Here is a 19461-nt window from a genome sequence, read left to right on the forward strand (position 1 = left end):
GGTGATAGCTATTCAAGCATATTTACAACAAAAAGCATCACATGTAGAAAAAAGATTGGCTGATATGGTAGATATGCCAAGAGTACCCGATACTCTCCGAGAGGCGATGACTTATTCGCTATTGGCAGGAGGTAAAAGGCTACGCCCGGTGTTGGTACTTGCCACGGCGGAAGCCCTTGGATCTGATGAGGAAACGGCACTTCCCTTTGCCTGCGCAGTGGAAATGATTCATACATATTCCTTAATTCATGACGATTTACCGGCGATGGATGATGATGATTATCGCAGAGGTCGATTGACCAATCACAAAGTTTATGGTGAGGCGATGGCCATCCTTGCGGGAGATGCTCTATTGACAAAAGCCTTTGGTGTGATTGCAGAGGGTGTTTTACAAGCGGATCTACCTCCAGAGACAGGATTGGAATTGATACATGAAGGGTCGATTCGAGCAGGGGCGGAAGGGATGGTTGGTGGCCAAGTTAAAGATATCTTGGCTGAGAACAAACAAGTCGATTTAACCCACCTACAAGAGATTCACCGTGCCAAAACGGGAGACTTAATTACCTACTCGGTTCGTATGGGTGCACAGGTGGCAGGAGCCACTTCATCCCAGATAGCGGCGGTGACAGCATTTGCCGAAGGAATTGGTCTTGCCTTTCAAATCCAGGACGATATCCTGGATATCGTCGGAGAACAAGAAAAACTTGGTAAAACGACAGGTAGCGATGAAGAGAAAAATAAATCCACTTACCCTGCTTTGTTGGGCCTTGAAACATCACGGCAATGGGTAACGGAGTTAATCACCGAAGCGAAGGCGAGTATTACCTCTGAGCCTAGTATCAATGGTAACTATCTATTGGCCATTGCAGATTATCTCGTCTCTCGTGATCGATAAGCGCGCACCGATTGACATCTTTTGAGTAATACATCTGTAGAATTTAATGTGACGGTGTGATGAATAAAATGACACACCTTTTAGAAGAGGTTCTTTACAGAGCCTCTTCGTTGTCTGTCTGCGAAAAATTGTGATATAATGAGCCCAATGCAGAGTGGTGCAGTATTCTAGTCGGTTCCTCTCTTCTGAAGGCGGGGCTAAAAATCCGCCAAAGGGCACATCGATGAAGTCCCTGGTGTTGGCTTCTGACGCCCAGTCGGGGGTCGATCCAGGGGTTAAGGAGGAAGGGCGATCCACAAGGGCATGTGGGCGAGGACCCAGCCTCCGCGGAGGCCTCGACGGGGATGTCGTCGGACATCTCCTGTCCCTTCGAGGTATCAACCTGCCTTGCGGGTATTCGACGGCCTAGTAGGCAGCGTAGCCTGCCTTGAGTGGTGTCGCGGGGATGAAGGTTTCCGCCCTCTTTGGATGGCTCCTACTGAAAGCGGCACTGCAAAAGAGGCTAGGAAGAGCATAATTGGGACCGCTGGGGAAAACCCCTAGACTGTTTGCCTTTTGGCGAGGTGGAGCGGGGATTGCAGTGCGGACTAAGTGGTAATCCAGTCCGGCGAACGGTAACGCGTCGAGGAGGAGTTAAAGGGAAACCACCACGATGGCGACATCGAGGATCTCCTCTTGGGAAAACCTACTGGACCTAAGCCGCAATATTTACCCGAGCTGCTGCCACTCTCAACTCGAATTCTTACTTAAAGCTGTCTTTGGTCATCCGTATGATCGGCCGTTGGCGGCTGTCCTCCATCGCGCCGGTCCACCGGGAACCGAGTGCCGGCCCGTTGCTTGGGCCGGCACTCCGCTTGTTTATAGATTATTGCTTAGAGGAGAGTGGCTGAAGCGATGATGAGTGAAATCCTTCGTCGGTCTCTGCGCTGGGCAGTCCTGATCAGTTTGGTGACTGCATGTTTATCGATGGGGCTCACTATTGTATCAGGATCTTTCCTTAGAGGACTGCCTTGGGGTGGTGGGTTGCTCATCGTTATTCTGATCGTGATCACAGGAGTGATTTTTGATATGCTGGGGATTGCAGCAACTGCTGCTCAGGAAAAGCCCTTTCATTCCATGGCTTCCCGAAAAGTAGTGGGAGCCCGCCATGCGATCGCGATCATCCGTAAAGCGGATCAATTTTCAAATTTTTGTAATGATGTAGTAGGCGATATTAGCGGAATAGTAAGTGGTGCTGGGGGCTTTGCTGTAGCAGCTTCTCTATACTACTCCCTAGACCTATCGGGTAGCAGTTGGTGGTTGGAAACCATAGTGATTGGCTGCATATCGGCGGTAACTGTGGGAGGAAAAGCCCTTGGCAAAGCTATATCGATACGTTACAGTAATAAAATCATATTTAGACTAGGTAAATTCTTTTATCTTTTGGAGAAAAGGTTTCATATCCATCTCTTCGATGTAAAGAATAAGAAAAAAAGAAAGCGAAAGCGGGGCGTTCTTCGTGCACCTCGAACAGATAAGCTCGCCTGAACAATTGAAAAAAGTGTCCGCAGAAGAACTTCCTCAACTAGCAGAGGAGATTCGTCAATTTCTTCTCGAAAGCCTCTCCGTTACGGGAGGTCACCTGGGCTCCAACTTAGGTGTGGTTGAATTGACTCTTGCTTTGCATTATCTTTTTGACAGTCCTAAGGACAAGCTCCTGTGGGATGTAGGTCATCAAGCGTATGTACACAAAATCCTGACGGGTCGTCAGGATGATTTTCCGACCCTTAGAAAGTATAAAGGCCTATGTGGATTTCCTAAGCGAAATGAAAGTGAACATGATTGTTGGGAAACGGGTCACAGTAGTACCTCCCTCTCAGGCGCTATGGGTATGGCCGCTGCGCGAGATATTAAAGGGGAAAAATTTCGTGTTATCCCGATCATTGGTGACGGAGCTCTAACGGGCGGAATGGCCCTGGAAGCCCTCAACCATATCGGAAATGAACAAGCGGATATGATGGTAATCCTGAATGATAACGAGATGTCTATCTCTCCTAACGTAGGTGCCCTGCACAATTATCTAGGCAAACTACGTACCAACCGTTCTTATCATAAAATAAAGGACGAAGTAGAAGCACTGTTGAAAAAGATCCCTTCTGTTGGTGGTACCTTTGCCCATGTTGCAGAGCGTATCAAGGATAGCTTAAAGTATCTCATCGTCTCTGGTGTTTTGTTTGAGCATCTTGGCTTTACCTACTTAGGGCCTGTAAATGGTCATAATCTGAATGGATTGATGGAGAGTCTCAAACAGGCAGATCGCACTCCTGGACCGGTATTGGTACATGTAATCACCGAGAAGGGGAAAGGGTACCTTCCAGCTGAAACCAAGGAAGATAAGCTTCATAGTGTAACAAAAGGTTACAAACTGGAGGAAAGCAAGTTAGCAGAGACCAAAAGTGAAAAAAAGGCCGGTACAGAACCGCCAAAGTACACAAAGGTATTTGGAGATACGTTAATTCGTATAGCGAAGGAAGATCCACGCTTGGCAGCGATTACCCCAGCGATGCTAGGTGGGTCAGGGATGAACGAATTTGCTAATCAATTCCCTGATCGTTGTTTTGACGTCGGGATTGCCGAACAACACGCAACCACCTTTGCTGCAGGTTTGGCTACCCAAGGGATGAAGCCTGTATTAGCGATCTATTCAACCTTCCTCCAACGGGCGTATGACCAGTTGATCCACGATGTTGCACGGCAAAACCTCGATGTACTGATCGCGGTGGACCGGGCTGGTTTTGTGGGGGCAGATGGAGAGACTCACCAGGGAGTTTACGATATCGCTTTCATGCGCTGTATCCCTAATATGGTGATCATGATGCCGAAGGATGAAAATGAGTTCCAGCAAATGATCTATACTGGGCATCAATATGAAGGTCCGATTGCTGTACGTTTCCCTCGTGGTAATGGAATCGGAGTTGAGATGGATAAGGATTTGAAGGAACTTCCGATTGGTAAAGGGGAGGTCTTAAGAGAAGGCCGTGATGTAGCGCTCTTTGCTTTTGGTACCATGGTTCCAGCCGCTGTGGAAGCTGCAGAACAATTAGCACGAGAGGGTATTCAAGCTCGGGTTATCAATGCCCGCTTTGCCAAACCCCTCGATACGGAATTGCTTGATCAATTGATCGCAGATAGAATGCCGATGGTTACCATTGAAGAGGGCAGTGCCATGGGTGGTATTGGAAGTGCCACACTTGAATATGTCTCCTCCCAGGATGCTCAGCTGGAGGTCAAAGTGTTGGGTATTCCCGATTATTATGTAGAACATGGCTCTCCCGAAGAGCAGAAAAAAGAAGTAGGTCTTACGGCTGAAAACATTGCTGTCGCTGCCCGGGGTTTAACGCCTCGTCGGCGACAACGGGCGTGACGGCTCGTGGCTAAAGAACGGTTGGATGTTTTACTGGTCAATGGTGGTCATTATGAGACACGTCAGCAAGCACAACGGGGGATTATGGCTGGTTTAGTGCGGGTGAATGGTGAACGGGCAGACAAGCCGGGTACTCGTTTTTTAATGGACGTGGATATCGAAGTGATTGGAAAGGAACATCCCTATGTAAGTCGGGGTGGACTAAAACTAGCCCGGGCTATTGAAGCCTTTGCTCTGGATCTTTCTCATAAAACGGTGTTGGATATTGGTGCATCGACGGGTGGCTTTGCTGATTGTTCCCTGATGAATGGTGCAGCACGAGTTTATGCCGTTGATGTAGGGTACAATCAACTTGCATGGAAGTTACGCCAGGATCCTCGTGTTGTGGTGATGGAGAGAACCAACTTTCGTCATATGAAACCTGAGGACCTTAAAGGAGATCGTCCTGATTTTGCAACGATTGATGTCTCCTTTATCTCCTTGTCTAAAATTCTACCACCGTTAAAAGAACTATTGGTGGAACATGCTACAGTCGTTGCACTAGTAAAGCCTCAATTTGAGGCTGGTAAAGGGCAAGTGGGTAAAAAGGGGGTTGTTCGCGATCCAGAGATTCATCGCCAGGTACTCCAGGGCTTCGTAGACCTGGTACGAGCAGAGGGCTTTGGGCTTCGTGGATTGATCTCTTCCCCCATCAAAGGGGGAGAAGGAAATGTGGAGTTTTTAGGTTGCCTTACCTGGCCCGATGAGCAAGGGGTAGAAAATGAGGAGGCACTCATCTCAACTTTGGTTAAAGAAGTACACAACCTGCCAAAAAACTAAAGTCATCTTCTTTTCTTTTTCTTAAATACAGGATTTTTCGCCGAAGAATGCGAATCTGTTGGAGGAAAAGGAGGTAGCCTGATGATGCTCCGTGATGGAGATTTGATCGTCCTCTTCCTGTTGCTGATTCTCGTTGTTTTTTTCATTATTCGTTGGTGGAAAAAAGCAGATTTTCGTCCGGTACTGACAGCATCCAATCATCCTATTCGGGGTGAAGTTCCGACGATGCTGGAAGCTGATGGATTTGAGTTGATTGCAGCAAAACAGAGACTTCCCATCGCGGTGCGTGTTGGTGACACCAGTTATGACAGTCGGTTGTATGTGGACTATGTAGCAACTAGAGCAGGGAATACGTATCTGGTTGTTTTAGCTAAAGATAAGAAACCCCTCCGTTTTTCAGGAGCGATTCTCAGAGATCGTTTTCTTGCACATGTATTGGCTTTCCGAGCAGCTGGCATCTTGTATGTCGAGCCACATCACGGGATGTATAAAACGGTTTCATTTGATGTGACTGGGGTTCGATATCCTCCAAGGCGTCGATTAGCTTCCTATGTGATCACTCTGGTCATCGGCGCGCTGATCACCCTCCTGATCCGATAATTCTCTTGCATATACCACGAGGTGAGCCATGAAGACAATCGGCATAATAGTCAACAATAGCAAACCAAAGGCACGTACGATATTGCGTGAACTCGTTATGCTTCTTGAGGAAAGAGGCGCAAAGGTATGGGTCGAACCAGAGATGGCTATCGATATGGATCGAAAAGATTTAAGCTTGGTGGCGGATCAATTTTCAACTTGCGTTGAGCTCGTATTTGTCCTTGGTGGAGATGGCACATTGTTAGGTGTCGCAAGGCAATTGGCTGGACATGGGATCCCTATTTTAGGGTTTAATCTGGGTCATCTTGGCTTCCTATCTGAGGCGGAACCAGATAGCCTCTCGACTGCAGTGGATTGCGTATTATCAGGTAATTTTTACATAGAAGAACGACTGATGTTGGAAGCCGAAGTGGACCGAGATGGAACAGTGGTGGAGGGTGGAATCGCACTTAACGATATCGGGATTGCTAAAGGTTCTTTCAGTAGGATGATTCAAGGGAAGGTGTTTTTGGACGGTGCGTATCTCGGCACTTATTCAGGGGATGGCCTTATTGTCTCAACACCAACAGGCTCCACAGCATACTCCTTATCCTGTGGAGGCCCAATTGTTTGGCCAAGTGTACCATGTATCCTACTAACGCCGATCTGTCCCCATACCCTAACATCCCGTCCGATGGTTCTTCCTGCCGATGGCACCCTGGAGATTAAAGTGAATACCACCCATCAAGATATTGCCTTAACCATTGATGGGCAACAAGGATTTGCACTTCAGGTGGATGATGTGATTCGTGTGCGAGTCTCATCTCATATCACATCACTCATTAAATGGAAAGAACGTTCCTTTTTTGAAGTGGTTCGTAAGAAGCTGCAGGGAGAACAAGAAGAAACACCGAGGGTGGAGGGCTGATAATGAAAGCACAGCGCCATATCAAAATTCGGGAAATTATTACTACCTTGGATATCGAAACCCAGGAAGACCTTGTGATCCAGTTAAGAAAAGCAGGGTATAATGTGACCCAGGCGACGGTTTCTCGGGATATTAAGGAACTGCATTTGGTTAAAGTACCTACAAATAATGGGTTTTATAAATACTCCCTACCTGCGGATAATCGATTTAATCCGCATCAAAAATTGAAACGCATGATGACAGAAGCTTTTGTAGGTATCGACCGTAGCGAAAATATGCTCGTCATGAAGACGATGCCTGGAAACGCGAATGCCATCGCTGAATTATTGGATAAGCTGGATTGGCCTGATCTTCTTGGCACCATAGCCGGTGATAACACGATACTTTTGATCTGTCGAGATAAGGATCAGTCCCCGCAGGTTGAGGCAAGGCTGATTGATATGCTGTAGGGGTGAAGTTGCATGTTGCATGAACTATCTATCCGGGATTTTGCAATTATCGAACAAGTACATCTCACTTTCTCTGAGGGATTTCACATTCTGACAGGGGAAACGGGGGCTGGGAAGTCGATTCTGTTCGATGCACTCAGTTTAATTGTTGGCGGAAGGGGCTCTGCTGACTTTGTTCGTCATGGAGCAAAAAAAGCCGAGGTAGAAGCTCTTTTTGAGTTGGCGGCAGGTCATCCAGCAATCAAAGAGTTAGAAGTGCTGGGCCTTACCCAGGATGACGGATCTCTATTAATTCGACGGGAAATTTTGCAAAGCGGCAAAAGTACCTGTCGAATGAATGGCCAGCTTGTTACGTTAGCGATGCTAAGGCAGGTTGGTGAGGTTCTATTAGATATCCATGGTCAGCATGAACATCAATCTCTTATGCGGACAGAAGAACACCTAGTGTGGTTAGATGCTTACGGTGGTCCTTTTCTTGCGGCGGAGTTAGAAAAATACAAGCAATCCTTTCAGGAATATCAAGATATCACCAAGGAATTGGCTAAAATTAATCGGGATGAGAAAGAAATTGCTCAACGGATCGATTTATTAACCTTCCAACGGGATGAAATCGCTGCTGCTCGACTCCAGGTCGGTGAGGATGAGGAGCTGAATCAGGAGCAGAGTCGCCTTGCCAATGCAGAACACCTCACTCATAGCTCAGCGAGTGCCTTTGAGCTATTGTATGGAGAAGAACAAGGGGGCGAGCGCATCAACCGTGCCGCTCGTGATCTAGAAGAAATCGTGTCCTTTGATGACTCCTTGAAAGATGTGTTGGAGTTAGTTCAGTCTGCCTACTTTCAGGTGGAGGAAGCGGCCCGACAGTTAGGGCGTTATCGAGATGAATTAGAATTTGACCCGATGCGTTTATCGGAAGTGGATGAACGGTTGACAGTCATCGAACAGCTTAAGCGTAAATATGGTGACACGGTTGAAGAGATTATCCTTCATGGTGAAGCCGTTGCTAAGGAATTGGAAGGCTTAGAACATCGTGATGAAACGAAGCAAGAGCTCTCCGAGCGACAAGCATCCATACTTACGGAACTTGGGGAACAGGCGCCCCTTTTAACCCAGTTGCGAAAGGAAGCCGCAACTTCCTTAGAGCATCGGGTAGAAGGAGAGCTGATGGATCTCAATATGAAAGGGACACATATTAAAGTAGCCTTTCACGAAGATGTTGGAGGAGAACAAGAAATCCAATTCACAGCGACTGGTGCTGATGACGTGGAGTTTCTCATCGCTCCCAATCCAGGTGAACCACCACGCCCCTTGGCGAAAATCGCCTCTGGTGGAGAGTTATCGCGTATCATGCTTGCTTTGAAAACGATCTTCTCTGACTTAGATGGCATAAATACATTAATTTTTGATGAGATTGATACCGGAGTAAGTGGTCGTGCCGCCCAGGCGATTGCTGAAAAAATTGCGCGACTGGGGAAAAACCGACAAGTCCTTTGTGTTACGCATCTCCCCCAAGTGGCATGTATGGCAGATATTCATTTCAGTATTAGCAAAGAGTCCAAAGAGGGCAAAACTCGGACTCGTGTCAAAATGCTGACAGAGGATGGCCGAGTGATGGAGCTGGCACGGATGCTGGGTGGTGTCGAAGTGACTGAGACAACCCGAACTCATGCGATTGAGATGATTCGCTTAGCTGAACAGACAAAAGAAGGAATGTAGCCTCTTCCCCCCCATAGTGGAGGGATTTTTTTGTCATTCATGCTGAGAACAAATGTTTGCGGAATCATTTGCGTGACATAAAAGGTTTCCGGCGCGGACACCTTAACAATACGATGGAGACATCGCTGTGGAGGTGTAGGTAGGAGCGCAGGAGTGTGAGAGCTTTGGGGCGCAGACAGAGAAGTAAGTGGATGGGTTTGTTTTTGGTTTTATTGCTGGTATTGGGAAGTATGAGTACACCCTTTCGGCAATATATGGCGTTTCCATCGGAAATGAGGCTTTTTTCTGGGAATCTAAAGGAGATTCGACTAACGATGCCGGTATCCGCAACGGCAGTTGTTTCTGATCCGCGGATTGCGGCAGTCAATCGTTCCACAAGTGATCGCGTACAGCTTCATCTGAGTCATCCCTTTACACTGGTACCAAAAAATATTGGTCAAACAGAGCTTTCATTAAAGCTATTTGGCATGGTACCATTCAAAAAAATGCAGGTAAAAGTATTGCCCAATATCCGTGTGATACCGGGTGGACAATCGATTGGTGTGAAGTTGAAATCAGCTGGACCCTTAGTTGTAGGGCATCATCTTGTTCAAGGAACGGATAAATCACCCAGTGAAAGTTCCGATATCCGTGTAGGCGACTATATTGTAGCCATGGATGGACAGCCCATACATGAAATTGCAGAAGTGGGTAAAGTGGTAACGAAGGCAGGACTAGAAGGACGTTCGATTCGTGTGCTTTTGAAACGAGGAGCCAAGGAAAAATTGGTCACCTTAACACCAGCTTGGGACAGGAAGGAAAAGGTATACCGTATTGGGCTTTATATCCGAAATTCAGCAGCGGGTGTAGGGACCCTCACATTTTACGATCCAAAACAAAAAGTATACGGAGCACTGGGTCATGTAATTACTGATATGGATACCGGACAACCGATTAGAGTTGGTGGCGGAAAGATCATTCACTCTAGTGTAACCTCGATTCAAAAGGGCGAAACAGGAGAGCCTGGAGAAAAGAGAGCGATTTTTTTCCAGGAAAACAACACACTCGGAAACATTCAGCGGAATACTCCCTTTGGTATCTTTGGTAGTATGTCACAAGAACCCGATAGTGGCTTCACTCGTCAGTCGGTTCCCGTGGGGTTATCCGAGGAAGTCAAGGAAGGTCCCGCCCAGATCCTTACGGTAGTGGATGGGCAAAAGGTGGAGAGTTATGATATCCAAATCGCTCATCTGATCCATCAAAAATTCCCTGCGACCAAGGGGATGATTATCAAAGTGACGGACCCTCGACTGTTGAAAAGGACAGGAGGCATCGTTCAAGGGATGAGTGGGAGCCCCATCATACAGAATGGAAAGTTAGTAGGAGCGGTTACTCATGTGTTTGTCAATGATCCGACCTCAGGTTATGGGACTTATATCGAATGGATGCTGCAAGATGCGGGTGTTCTCCAATCGACGGCCTTTCAAAAAGGCCGTCGTTTTTTTGTTCAAAACGGAAATTTACGGAAAGGAAATCGAAGAAAAGCAGGAATGGCAGATCCCGTTGTCGAACCCTTGAAATCAACAGAGGAATTAGAGAGCAGTGAGCGTAGTGCGTCAAAAAGAGGGAGGGGCCGGATTTGGAGAAGATACGTGTCATCCTGGCGGATGATAACCGAGAATTTGCTGAATTGTTGAAGGATCATCTCAATTCCCAAGAGGATATTGAGGTTGTCGGAGTTGCCTATAATGGAAACGAAGTAATGGATTTATTGGATCGCGAGCCACCAGATGTGTTGGTATTAGATATCATCATGCCACACTTAGACGGTTTGGGTGTATTGGAAAAGTTGAATGAAGCCTCTACCCCCATGCCTAAAATCATCATGTTAACAGCTTTCGGGCAGGAAAACATTACCCAACGGGCTGTAGAACTAGGAGCGGCATACTATATTTTGAAACCCTTTGACATGGATTTGCTGACCCATCGCATCCGCCAAATGCAAGGTCATTCACTGACAACTACACGTAGCAAATCCACCGCTGGCAACGCTCCCCGAACGGAAAATTTGGATGCTAATATCACGACGGTCATTCATGAAATTGGTGTCCCTGCCCATATCAAAGGATACCTTTACCTTCGAGAGGCGATCACCATGGTGTACAACGAGGTGGAGCTTCTCGGTGCAATTACCAAGACCTTATACCCACGTATCGCCGAAAAATATAACACTACCCCTAGCCGCGTAGAGCGAGCTATTCGCCATGCCATCGAAGTGGCCTGGAGCCGTGGCAATATGGATTCCATTCGTAAATTGTTTGGCTATACGATCAACGTCAGCAAGGCAAAACCAACGAATTCGGAATTTATTGCGATGGTTGCGGATAAACTGCGCATAGAGCATAAAGTGGGCTAATTGCTTGTATGGCGATGTTTTCGGAGGGTTCGGCTATAAAATCTATACCGATAAATCTCTGAATCCTACAAATAATGGGGTATGTAAATCGATAAATGTCGGAGTGTAAAACCGACGAATTCCGCTATTTATTGCCTGTACTAAACAAGGCGTAAAGGCGGAATTTTTTTATTTCCAGATTTCAATTCAACTGTCAAGAAAGACAATGGCTTCGTACGAGCAAACTCTACGGTGCACAACCCCATTTGTATAAAAACAGTTGACAATCCCACAGCACCCCAAGAGCACTTCCTTCGGGCGCTGTGGGATTCTTCTGAGCACCCATCTATTGACGGGATCCTAACCAAGCTTAATCTGCACAACCGCAAATACGCGAATTCCGATGTCTCGGTCGTGGTACGGCCAACGTGAATGAGTGGTAGTGTAATATGCGGCACGTAAACCTTATATTTCCTATTTAAAAAGACGGACATCCAGCATATTACGTGATGAATCCCTGATATATCAAGGATAAGAATACTTAATGGATAAATGGGGATTTTTTCCGTATAATTCATTTATTTTTTTGCATGAATATGGAATCCGAATCCGGACTTATCTATGTTAACATGACAAGTGATTTCCCAGGGAGTCATTGTCCATCAACCGAAGTGGATAGCTGAACAGAGGGGATTGAGAGAGGTTGAGATTTGCCTATTCAATGAAGGTTAGAAAAAGTTTATCTATATTTAATGATTAGACAAGCCACAACACTCTATACAAACTTTCCCTTAACTTCCTTAGGTTGAGTAGACAACCCTTATGTGAGGAAATTACACCTAGACAAAGGGAGGACATCATGAGGAAGAAAAACTGGATTCGCAAAGTAGTAGCAATTGCAACAGCTCTGGTATTGGCAGGGTCTGTCGTTCCGTTTTCAGCACCGGTTAGTGCAAAAGCGGATACAAGTCAAGCACCTTCTACTAAGGGCGCTTCTTTTGGTGCTAAGGTTATCGCAACGGGGGATAAATACCTCGGAACTCCCTATAAATGGGGTGCAAAAGTAGGTGATACGGATACCTTTGATTGTTCCTCTTTCACGAAATATGTCTATGGCAAGAATGGCGTGGAACTGCCTCGCGGAGCACGGAAGCAAGGTGAGGAAGGTAAGAAGGTAACTCGTGCGAACCTACAAAAAGGAGACCTGGTCTTCTTTAAATTGAAACGTACCAATGGCAAAATTGGCCACGTTGGTATTTATGCAGGTGATGGTAAAGTGCTACATACCTGGGGTAGAGGCGGCGTACGATACGATAAGATGACCAATGCATGGTTGGATTGGGGTTTTCTTTATGGAACCCGTGTAACTCCAAAATAAAGTGAAAAAAACCGCTGACAACGAGTCAGCGGTTTTTTTCATTCCATGAAATTTACTTTCCAACAACTTGCCATTCCTTAGGGTAGCCCGTCAACAATCGGTATCCGGTTGCTGTGATGAGGACATCATCTTCGATCCGTACGCCACCAAGGTCAGGGATATAGATACCGGGTTCAATAGTGAACACCATGCCTTCTTGTAGGATATCATCGTTATTCCCATGGACAGAGGGATACTCATGGGCTTCAATACCCAAGCCATGTCCAAGGCGATGGGTGAAGTAACGTCCATATCCAGCATCCTCAATTACTTGTCGAGCGACCTTATCTAATTCCCCGAGACGGACTCCAGGTCGACAGAGGTCAAGGGCCGCCTCAAGGGCAGTTAGCACGGTATGATAAATACGTTCTTGCTCTTCAGTACAGGAGAGGTATGCGAAGGTGCGGGTGATATCTGAGTTATACCCCTGGTGTACAATACCCAGGTCAAAAAGGACCATGTCTCCAGCTTTTAGCTCCCGATTCCCAGGGGAACCGTGGGGGAGGCCTGTCTTCTCGCCAAAGAGAACCATCGTATCGAAAGCCATCCCATCTGCCCCCCTTTTCTTCATCTCGTATTCGATGAGGGAGGCGATTTCCGTTTCAGTGCAACCTTCAGTAAGGGCGGATAGCCCGATGGTAATCGCTTCGTCCGCCATTTGGGCAGCGGCAGCCATTGTTTCTACTTCAGTGGCGTCTTTCTGAGCACGAGAACGATGAAGGGCTTCCTCGGCAGTAATTAGTTTGGCCTCGGGATAATGATGCAAGAGCGCTTCTGCACGGGAGAGAGGGAGGGACTCCTTCTCTACAGCGATCCGATTCGCCATATGGATGCGTCGTGCATGGAGTGCAGGAACGATGCGTGCCCAGGGATCTTCTCCATCGGGGCATGCAACAATCTCACCCAACCAACCAGCTTGTCGGGCCCGATCCTCCTCGAGGGTCGGGCAGACGAGTAGAGGTTCCGTGTGGGGAAAGAGAAACAATCCTAAAAATCGCTCATGGGGATGGCAATTAAAGGAGGTTAAATAAAAAATCTGTGTAGGTGAAGTGATTAATGTAAAGTCAATATTTTCTGCTTTTAGCCATTCAATGATAGGGGCAACACGTGTATTAACCAAAGGGCCACTTCCTTTATAGTAGGATACAACATTACTGTATCATGCTGTGGAGATAGCGAAAAGTACGGATCGATGTATGGGAGGACTCCGCATGATCCAGACTGAAGTTGAAAGGGATGGCCTATCATTGGAGGGATGATCAATGGATATTCAACGAGCGAAGCAAATTATTGAATCACCTAAGGAAATAGAGGTGCGATACCAAAATACTCCGGTATGGATTCAAAACATAAATGAATCCGCCCAGACTGCCAGAGTGTACACTGGTGACCAGCCGGATCGTGAAATGGAAGTCTCCGTTAGAGAATTGACAGAGTAGCATCATCTTTATTACTTAATAGGGTTGCCATGCTACCTGGGAAGCCACTTCAAAACGACTTTCTACTTCAGGCCAGTTGACAATATTCCACCAGGATTCAATGTACAGTTTCCGCTGGTTTGGATATTTCAGGTAGTAAGCATGTTCCCATACATCGAGGGAAAGAAGAGGGATGTTGTCCCACTGAGAGAGGTTTTGATGTTTTTCTGCCTGGAGAATTTCAAGGCGATGGGCACGAGGCGCCCAAACTAAGATGGCCCAACCACCTCCTTGAACTTTTTCTGCTGCAGAGGAAAATTGCTTTTTAAATGCATCGAAACTTCCGAAATAATAAGAGATTGCTTGTGAAAGACTTCCGCTGGGCTTTCCGCCTCCATGGGGGGACATTGTTTCCCAGAACAAGGTGTGTAAATAGTGTCCTGCACCATTAAAAGCGAGTTCACCTTCCCAGTATTGGATCAGATCAAAGTTACCAGTCTCCCTTGATTGCTGTAACATCAGTTCCGCTTTGTTTAAGTTTTTTACATAGTTCAGATGAAGTTGATCGTGGTGTATATGCATCGTTACCGTATCAATATAGGGTTCTAGCGCATCGTAGGGATAGGGTAGGGGTGGCAGTTGATGTTGTCCAGGCGGTACTGGGGATAAGTAAGCATAGGAGGAATCCATCTGATGAGATTCGTCATCTTGAATAGCACTTGCTTGATTGCGTTTATGACCATCTGCTTCTTCGTTATTTTCAGGTTGACTTGCTTTGTTGACAATACTGTTTGGCGGAAAGGATTGTAACCAGCTCTCTGTCTGTGTGCGAATCTTCCACGTTTGTTGTGCAAGTTGTTTTAACGCATCCCAGGAAACGGTACGAGACTCCTCTTCCATTTCCTTTAACTGATCAATAAGGTAATATCCTTGTTCCGAAGTGGCTTTAAAAAGGGAGTAGTCTGTATTTTTGACTTGATTTAAGGAGTGATGAATGAGGTGTTGCCCTTGTTGGGCAAATCGTTGTATATCTTTCCGGAGGCGGTCGGCATTCGATCCTAACGAAGACAATAGGAAACCCCCCTTAGGTGAATTGGATAATATCAGCATATGATTGCAGCAGAGGGACATATGAATGAATCCATGTGCAAATATATGAGTCTGTCCCCATCTATACAGTCAAAGGAGACTAGGGGATTCCGCGATAAATAAGAAGCCCAGCCGATGTGATTTGGCTGGGCTTCTTGATAGGTAGATTGAGCGTTACAGTTTACTCTCGTTCAGCAGCGTGTTGTTCACTTTTCATGGGTTCTTTTTTGCGTCGGGGGCGGAGCATAGGTTGTACGTAATCTTTTTTTAGATCGCGGTAAAATAGAAACCCGCCGATAAACGTTAATCCGCCGAGAAACAGGAGGAGTCCCCCGAGGAATGCTAGCCAAGAGAAACCGTTTCCCGCTAGGTTATTGAAGATTACGTCTTTCATCAGATTCCACCCATAAACACCTGCGGCTCCTGGGATGCAAATGAGTAGGATAGCCAACAATCGTTGGTAGATCATGAATCCAACCGCCTTTCCACCCTTATCGTACCTTATTTTCCTGACTGTTGCCATGGTCCAAATAGTTAAGGGGAAGAGCTAGTATGATAAAATGAGATCGAAGAATGGAAAGGGGAGGGGTGTAATGAAACGGTTCTTGATCGTTGGTGGTGGCCAAGGAGGGGAAGCACTTCTTAATTCATTACTGGAGTTGAAGCGGGTACGAGTAACCGGAGTAGTAGATAGTAATCCAGAGGCACCCGCGGTGAGAGAGGCGTACCGTCGTGGAATCCCCACAGGAGATGATCCCCACCTCTTTTTTGTCGATATACCTCCAGATGTAGTGTTGGATTTGACTGGAGCTCCGAAGGTATATGAGAAACTGTGTCGGATGGCTGAACAGACAGATACACTGGTTGTATCTGGAGAAGTGGCTAATCTGATCATCCAGTTAATAGAGGAGAAAGAACACTGGAGGCGACTGCGTCAATCGGAATTGGATGCTATTATCCATTCTACCCATGATGGGATGATGGCAGTAAATGAACAGGGAAAAGTGACACTCTACAACCGTGCTGCACAGCGTCTTATCGGGCGGGAGCCCGAAAATGTGATGGGATATGCTATCGAAGATGTGTTTCCTAATACACGTCTTGATCGTGTCTTAAAAACCGGAGAGTCGGAGTTGAATTATTCACTTACGCTAGCTAACGGTAAGAAAATTGTTACCAACCGCAAACCTGTGACGGATCGAGAAGGCCGGGTCATTGGAGCAGTGGCAGTCTTTCGTGATATGACCGAGGTGTTATCACTTACTCAGCAGGTAGCGGATTTAAGTCATCTAAAAGGACAATTACAAGCGATCATTGACTCCTCTGATGAAGCATTTTCCGTGGTCGACACGGAAGGGAGGGGGGTATTGATCAATCCAGCTTATACTCGCCTGACAGGTCTTCGGCCAGAAGAGGTAATCGGTAAGCCAGCAGATACCGATATCTCCGAGGGCGAAAGTATGCATATGAAAGTGTTGAAGACTCGGGAACCCGTGCGGGGAGTCTTGATGAAAGTAGGCGCAAGACGTAAAGATGTAGCGGTTAATGTAGCACCCATTATCGTTGAAGGTGAACTAAAGGGTAGTGTAGGCACGATCCACGATTTATCAGAGATAAAGCGGCTCAATCAGGAATTGGACCGAGCACGACGGATCATTCGAACACTGGAAGCGAAATACACCTTTGATGATATCATCGGTGGTAGCAGTGAGATGCTAAAGGTGGTTGAAGATGCACGTCGAGCGGCTCATACGAGGGCGACGGTAATGCTTCGTGGGGAATCTGGGACAGGGAAAGAGCTATTTGCCCATGCGATCCATAATGATTCAGGTCGAAAATTTAATCAGTTTGTGCGAGTGAACTGTGCCTCCATTCCTGAGTCCCTACTGGAGAGTGAGCTATTTGGTTATGATGAAGGAGCGTTCACAGGTGCGCGTCAAGGTGGCAAAAAAGGTCTCTTTGAGGAAGCTGATGGTGGGACTATTCTTTTAGATGAAATTGGAGAGTTGTCGCCGATTACCCAGGCGAAGTTATTACGCGTTTTACAAGAAAAAGAAGTGGTTCATGTGGGGGGAGTTAAATCTATTCCTGTAGATGTACGGGTGATTGCTGCTACCAATGTAGATTTGGAAAAGGCGGTACAGGAGAGGCAATTTCGTGAGGATCTATATTATCGGCTCAATGTGTTGCCGATTCAGATTCCCCCGCTGCGAAGTAGACGAGAAGATGTCAGAGCGTTAGCAGACCATCTGATCAATAAATTTAACCAAGAATATGGTCGCAATGTTTCTCATGTAAGTCCGGCAGTAGTGCAAAGGTTGAGTGAGTATTCTTGGCCGGGAAATGTGCGCGAATTAGAAAATGTGCTCGGTCGTGCTATGATTCATATGCCCCTTCATACACGGGTCATGGAGAAAGAACATCTCTTCTCATTAGAACCGCCACGTCCCCAACCCCCTTCAGCTGAGCAGCTACCTGTTACGCTTGAAAAAACATCTCTGGCGCAGGTGGTTGCTTGGGCAGAGGAATCTCATATTCGCAAAGCCTACGAAGAATGTTGTAGTAATAAAACAGAAACTGCTCGTCAGTTGGGGATTTCTGTGCGGAATCTTTATTACAAGCTGGAGAAGTATGGGATTGATTCCTAGGACTAAAAAATAAACCTTTCTCTGCAAAAATTTGCAGGAAATAATCATCAAGGTCTCTGCAATTTTTTGCAGAGAAAAAGGTTATTCTATCCATTACATAGTCAGTCTACCCAGGGAAGTTGATCCCATTTATTAAGAGGATAGATTAAATAAAAAGGGAAGCGAATGGAATATCTGAAGATGTCAGAATGAATAATTCTACGTAAGGGTAAGCACCTTCGTGATATAATTGATCATGATTATTGGGTTGAGAATGGTTGATGTATACATAACCCTCCGAGAAATACACTGCTCTGGTGGGATAATTGGCATGGAATTTGCTTCTTAGATAGTATGTGGCAGGCCCATTTGACAAAATAGACTTCGACATGATGGATAGGATGCCGTAAAACATGCTTGCATCGATGCTGTCCGCGCTATAAGAGAGGGAGAAGCCGACGTAGTGATAGAAGGAATGGTTCCACTCGTCGGAGTTTCTTCGAGGAATTCTGAACAGAAAGTCCAGTTTACAAAGGCAAAGATTAGAGCGTTGGTTAAAGCTATACTCCATATCTTTGGCGGTGTTACAGGCAGAAAGGAAACGGCAATTATTCTAAGGAGGGTTTGGCCCATGCAACTGTTTGATTACCTAAGTAAATACGACTATGAACAACTCATCTTTTGTCAGGATCAAAACTCTGGTTTGAAAGCAATTATTGCGATACATGATACTACTCTAGGACCTGCTCTTGGTGGCACACGGATGTGGACCTATGCTTCAGAAGAAGGTGCTATTGTTGACGCGCTGCGTTTAGCACGGGGGATGACTTATAAAAACGCCGCTGCTGGCCTTAACCTTGGTGGAGGAAAGACAGTCATCATCGGTGATCCTAAGACAGAAAAAAATGAAGCGATGTTCCGTGCATTTGGCCGCTTTATCCAAGGTTTAAACGGTCGTTACATCACTGCTGAAGATGTGGGTACCACTGTGGAGGATATGGATATTATCCATGAAGAGACACGCTATGTCACCGGGATCTCCCCTGAGTTTGGTTCCAGTGGGAATCCATCACCTGTGACAGCTTATGGTTGCTACATGGGGATGAAAGCAGCAGCGAAGGAAGCCTTTGACGATGACTCCCTAGAAGGGCGTACGGTCGCAGTTCAAGGGGTAGGTAGTGTTGCCTATCACCTATGCAAGTATCTGCATGATGAAGGTGCCAAACTAATCGTCACCGATATTAACCAGGAGAACCTCGCTCGTGCTGTCAATGATTTCGATGCTGAAACTGTGGATCCAGATAACATCTATGATGTGGAGTGCGATATATACTCTCCTTGTGCCTTAGGGGCTGTGATTAATGATGATACGGTGCACCGGCTCAAGTGTAAAGTGATTGCGGGTTCTGCGAATAACCAACTGAAAGAGAATGAACATGGGGATATCCTTCAGGAAAAAGGGATCTTCTATGCGCCGGATTATGTGATCAACTCCGGTGGTGTTATCAATGTTGCGGATGAGCTGATCGGTTACAACCGTGACCGTGCGATGCGCCGGGTGGAAGGAATCTATGGAACGATTTCACGGGTTTTTGAAATCGCTAAGCGGGATAATATTCCTTCCTATTTGGCGGCAGATCGTATGGCTGAGGAGCGAATCGCTTCCATTCGCCAATCCCGCAGCCCATTTTTGCAAAATGAGCGCAACATAATCAATGTGACTTTACGATAAGAACGGAGTGGAAGA

The 19461-nt window shown here is 46.4% G+C and carries 17 protein-coding genes; 14 read left to right on the forward strand and 3 right to left on the reverse strand.

Annotated elements, in window-relative coordinates; all coding sequences use genetic code 11:
* Nucleotide 1 precedes the first annotated feature (1 nt).
* The 11 genes from BLV90_RS05105 (at nucleotide 2) to BLV90_RS05155 (ending at nucleotide 12541) form a co-directional block, all read left to right on the forward strand.
* Nucleotides 2-895, forward strand: coding sequence for a polyprenyl synthetase family protein (locus BLV90_RS05105; protein WP_245726253.1), 894 nt, complete (start codon nucleotides 2-4; stop codon nucleotides 893-895).
* Between the two features lie 894 nt (nucleotides 896-1789).
* Complete coding sequence (locus BLV90_RS05110) at nucleotides 1790-2422, forward strand: hypothetical protein (RefSeq protein ID WP_245726254.1); 633 nt, start codon at nucleotides 1790-1792, stop codon at nucleotides 2420-2422.
* Nucleotides 2394-4298, forward strand: coding sequence for a 1-deoxy-D-xylulose-5-phosphate synthase (gene dxs, locus BLV90_RS05115; protein ID WP_091737259.1), 1905 nt, complete (start codon nucleotides 2394-2396; stop codon nucleotides 4296-4298). Before BLV90_RS05110 ends, dxs begins: the two co-directional genes overlap by 29 nt.
* A 6-nt stretch (nucleotides 4299-4304) precedes the next feature.
* On the forward strand, nucleotides 4305-5117 hold the full coding sequence (locus BLV90_RS05120) for a TlyA family RNA methyltransferase (protein WP_091737263.1): 813 nt from the start codon (nucleotides 4305-4307) through the stop codon (nucleotides 5115-5117).
* Nucleotides 5118-5198: 81 nt separating this feature from the next.
* Nucleotides 5199-5717 carry a hypothetical protein gene (locus BLV90_RS05125; RefSeq protein ID WP_091737266.1) on the forward strand — a complete coding sequence of 173 codons (519 nt, stop codon included), beginning with the start codon at nucleotides 5199-5201 and terminating at the stop codon, nucleotides 5715-5717.
* A 28-nt stretch (nucleotides 5718-5745) separates the two neighbouring features.
* Entirely contained in the window at nucleotides 5746-6624 is an 879-nt protein-coding gene (locus BLV90_RS05130) for an NAD(+)/NADH kinase (protein WP_091737269.1), read from the forward strand.
* A complete protein-coding gene (gene ahrC, locus BLV90_RS05135; protein WP_091737272.1) occupies nucleotides 6624-7073 on the forward strand; it encodes a transcriptional regulator AhrC/ArgR in 450 nt (149 codons plus the stop codon). Before BLV90_RS05130 ends, ahrC begins: the two co-directional genes overlap by 1 nt.
* A 12-nt stretch (nucleotides 7074-7085) precedes the next feature.
* The gene (gene recN / locus BLV90_RS05140) at nucleotides 7086-8789 is read left to right on the forward strand and encodes a DNA repair protein RecN (RefSeq protein ID WP_091737275.1); all 1704 of its coding nucleotides are present in this window, start codon (nucleotides 7086-7088) and stop codon (nucleotides 8787-8789) included.
* Between the two features lie 164 nt (nucleotides 8790-8953).
* Entirely contained in the window at nucleotides 8954-10465 is a 1512-nt protein-coding gene (spoIVB, locus tag BLV90_RS05145; protein ID WP_177167907.1) for a SpoIVB peptidase, read from the forward strand.
* Entirely contained in the window at nucleotides 10408-11184 is a 777-nt protein-coding gene (gene spo0A / locus BLV90_RS05150; protein WP_091737280.1) for a sporulation transcription factor Spo0A, read from the forward strand. The genes spoIVB and spo0A overlap by 58 nt, the downstream gene beginning before the upstream one ends.
* 838 nt (nucleotides 11185-12022) lie before the next feature.
* Nucleotides 12023-12541 carry a C40 family peptidase gene (locus BLV90_RS05155; RefSeq protein ID WP_091737283.1) on the forward strand — a complete coding sequence of 173 codons (519 nt, stop codon included), beginning with the start codon at nucleotides 12023-12025 and terminating at the stop codon, nucleotides 12539-12541.
* Between the two features lie 52 nt (nucleotides 12542-12593).
* On the opposite strand, the gene BLV90_RS05160 is transcribed toward BLV90_RS05155, so the two are convergent.
* Nucleotides 12594-13700: an aminopeptidase P family protein gene (locus BLV90_RS05160; RefSeq protein ID WP_091737286.1), complete on the reverse strand. Its 1107-nt coding sequence runs from the start codon at nucleotides 13698-13700 to the stop codon at nucleotides 12594-12596.
* Nucleotides 13701-13842: 142 nt separating this feature from the next.
* On the opposite strand from BLV90_RS05160, the gene BLV90_RS05165 reads away from it, so the two are divergent.
* On the forward strand, nucleotides 13843-14019 hold the full coding sequence (locus BLV90_RS05165) for an H-type small acid-soluble spore protein (RefSeq protein ID WP_091737289.1): 177 nt from the start codon (nucleotides 13843-13845) through the stop codon (nucleotides 14017-14019).
* Between the two features lie 15 nt (nucleotides 14020-14034).
* Here BLV90_RS05165 and BLV90_RS05170 read toward each other — a convergent pair whose 3' ends face one another.
* Together BLV90_RS05170 and BLV90_RS05175 are read right to left on the reverse strand one after the other, a co-directional pair.
* On the reverse strand, nucleotides 14035-15069 hold the full coding sequence (locus BLV90_RS05170) for a superoxide dismutase (protein ID WP_245726255.1): 1035 nt from the start codon (nucleotides 15067-15069) through the stop codon (nucleotides 14035-14037).
* A 199-nt stretch (nucleotides 15070-15268) separates the two neighbouring features.
* Complete coding sequence (locus BLV90_RS05175) at nucleotides 15269-15556, reverse strand: DUF2627 family protein (protein WP_091737292.1); 288 nt, start codon at nucleotides 15554-15556, stop codon at nucleotides 15269-15271.
* 124 nt (nucleotides 15557-15680) lie between these two features.
* On the opposite strand from BLV90_RS05175, the gene BLV90_RS05180 reads away from it, so the two are divergent.
* Both BLV90_RS05180 and BLV90_RS05185 read left to right on the forward strand, forming a co-directional pair.
* A complete protein-coding gene (locus BLV90_RS05180; RefSeq protein WP_091737295.1) occupies nucleotides 15681-17735 on the forward strand; it encodes a sigma-54 interaction domain-containing protein in 2055 nt (684 codons plus the stop codon).
* 610 nt (nucleotides 17736-18345) lie between these two features.
* The gene (locus BLV90_RS05185) at nucleotides 18346-19446 is read left to right on the forward strand and encodes a Glu/Leu/Phe/Val family dehydrogenase (protein WP_091737298.1); all 1101 of its coding nucleotides are present in this window, start codon (nucleotides 18346-18348) and stop codon (nucleotides 19444-19446) included.
* Nucleotides 19447-19461: the final 15 nt, after the last annotated feature.

The sequence above is a fragment of the Marininema mesophilum genome (assembly GCF_900106775.1).
GTDB lineage: Bacteria > Bacillota > Bacilli > Thermoactinomycetales > DSM-45169 > Marininema > Marininema mesophilum.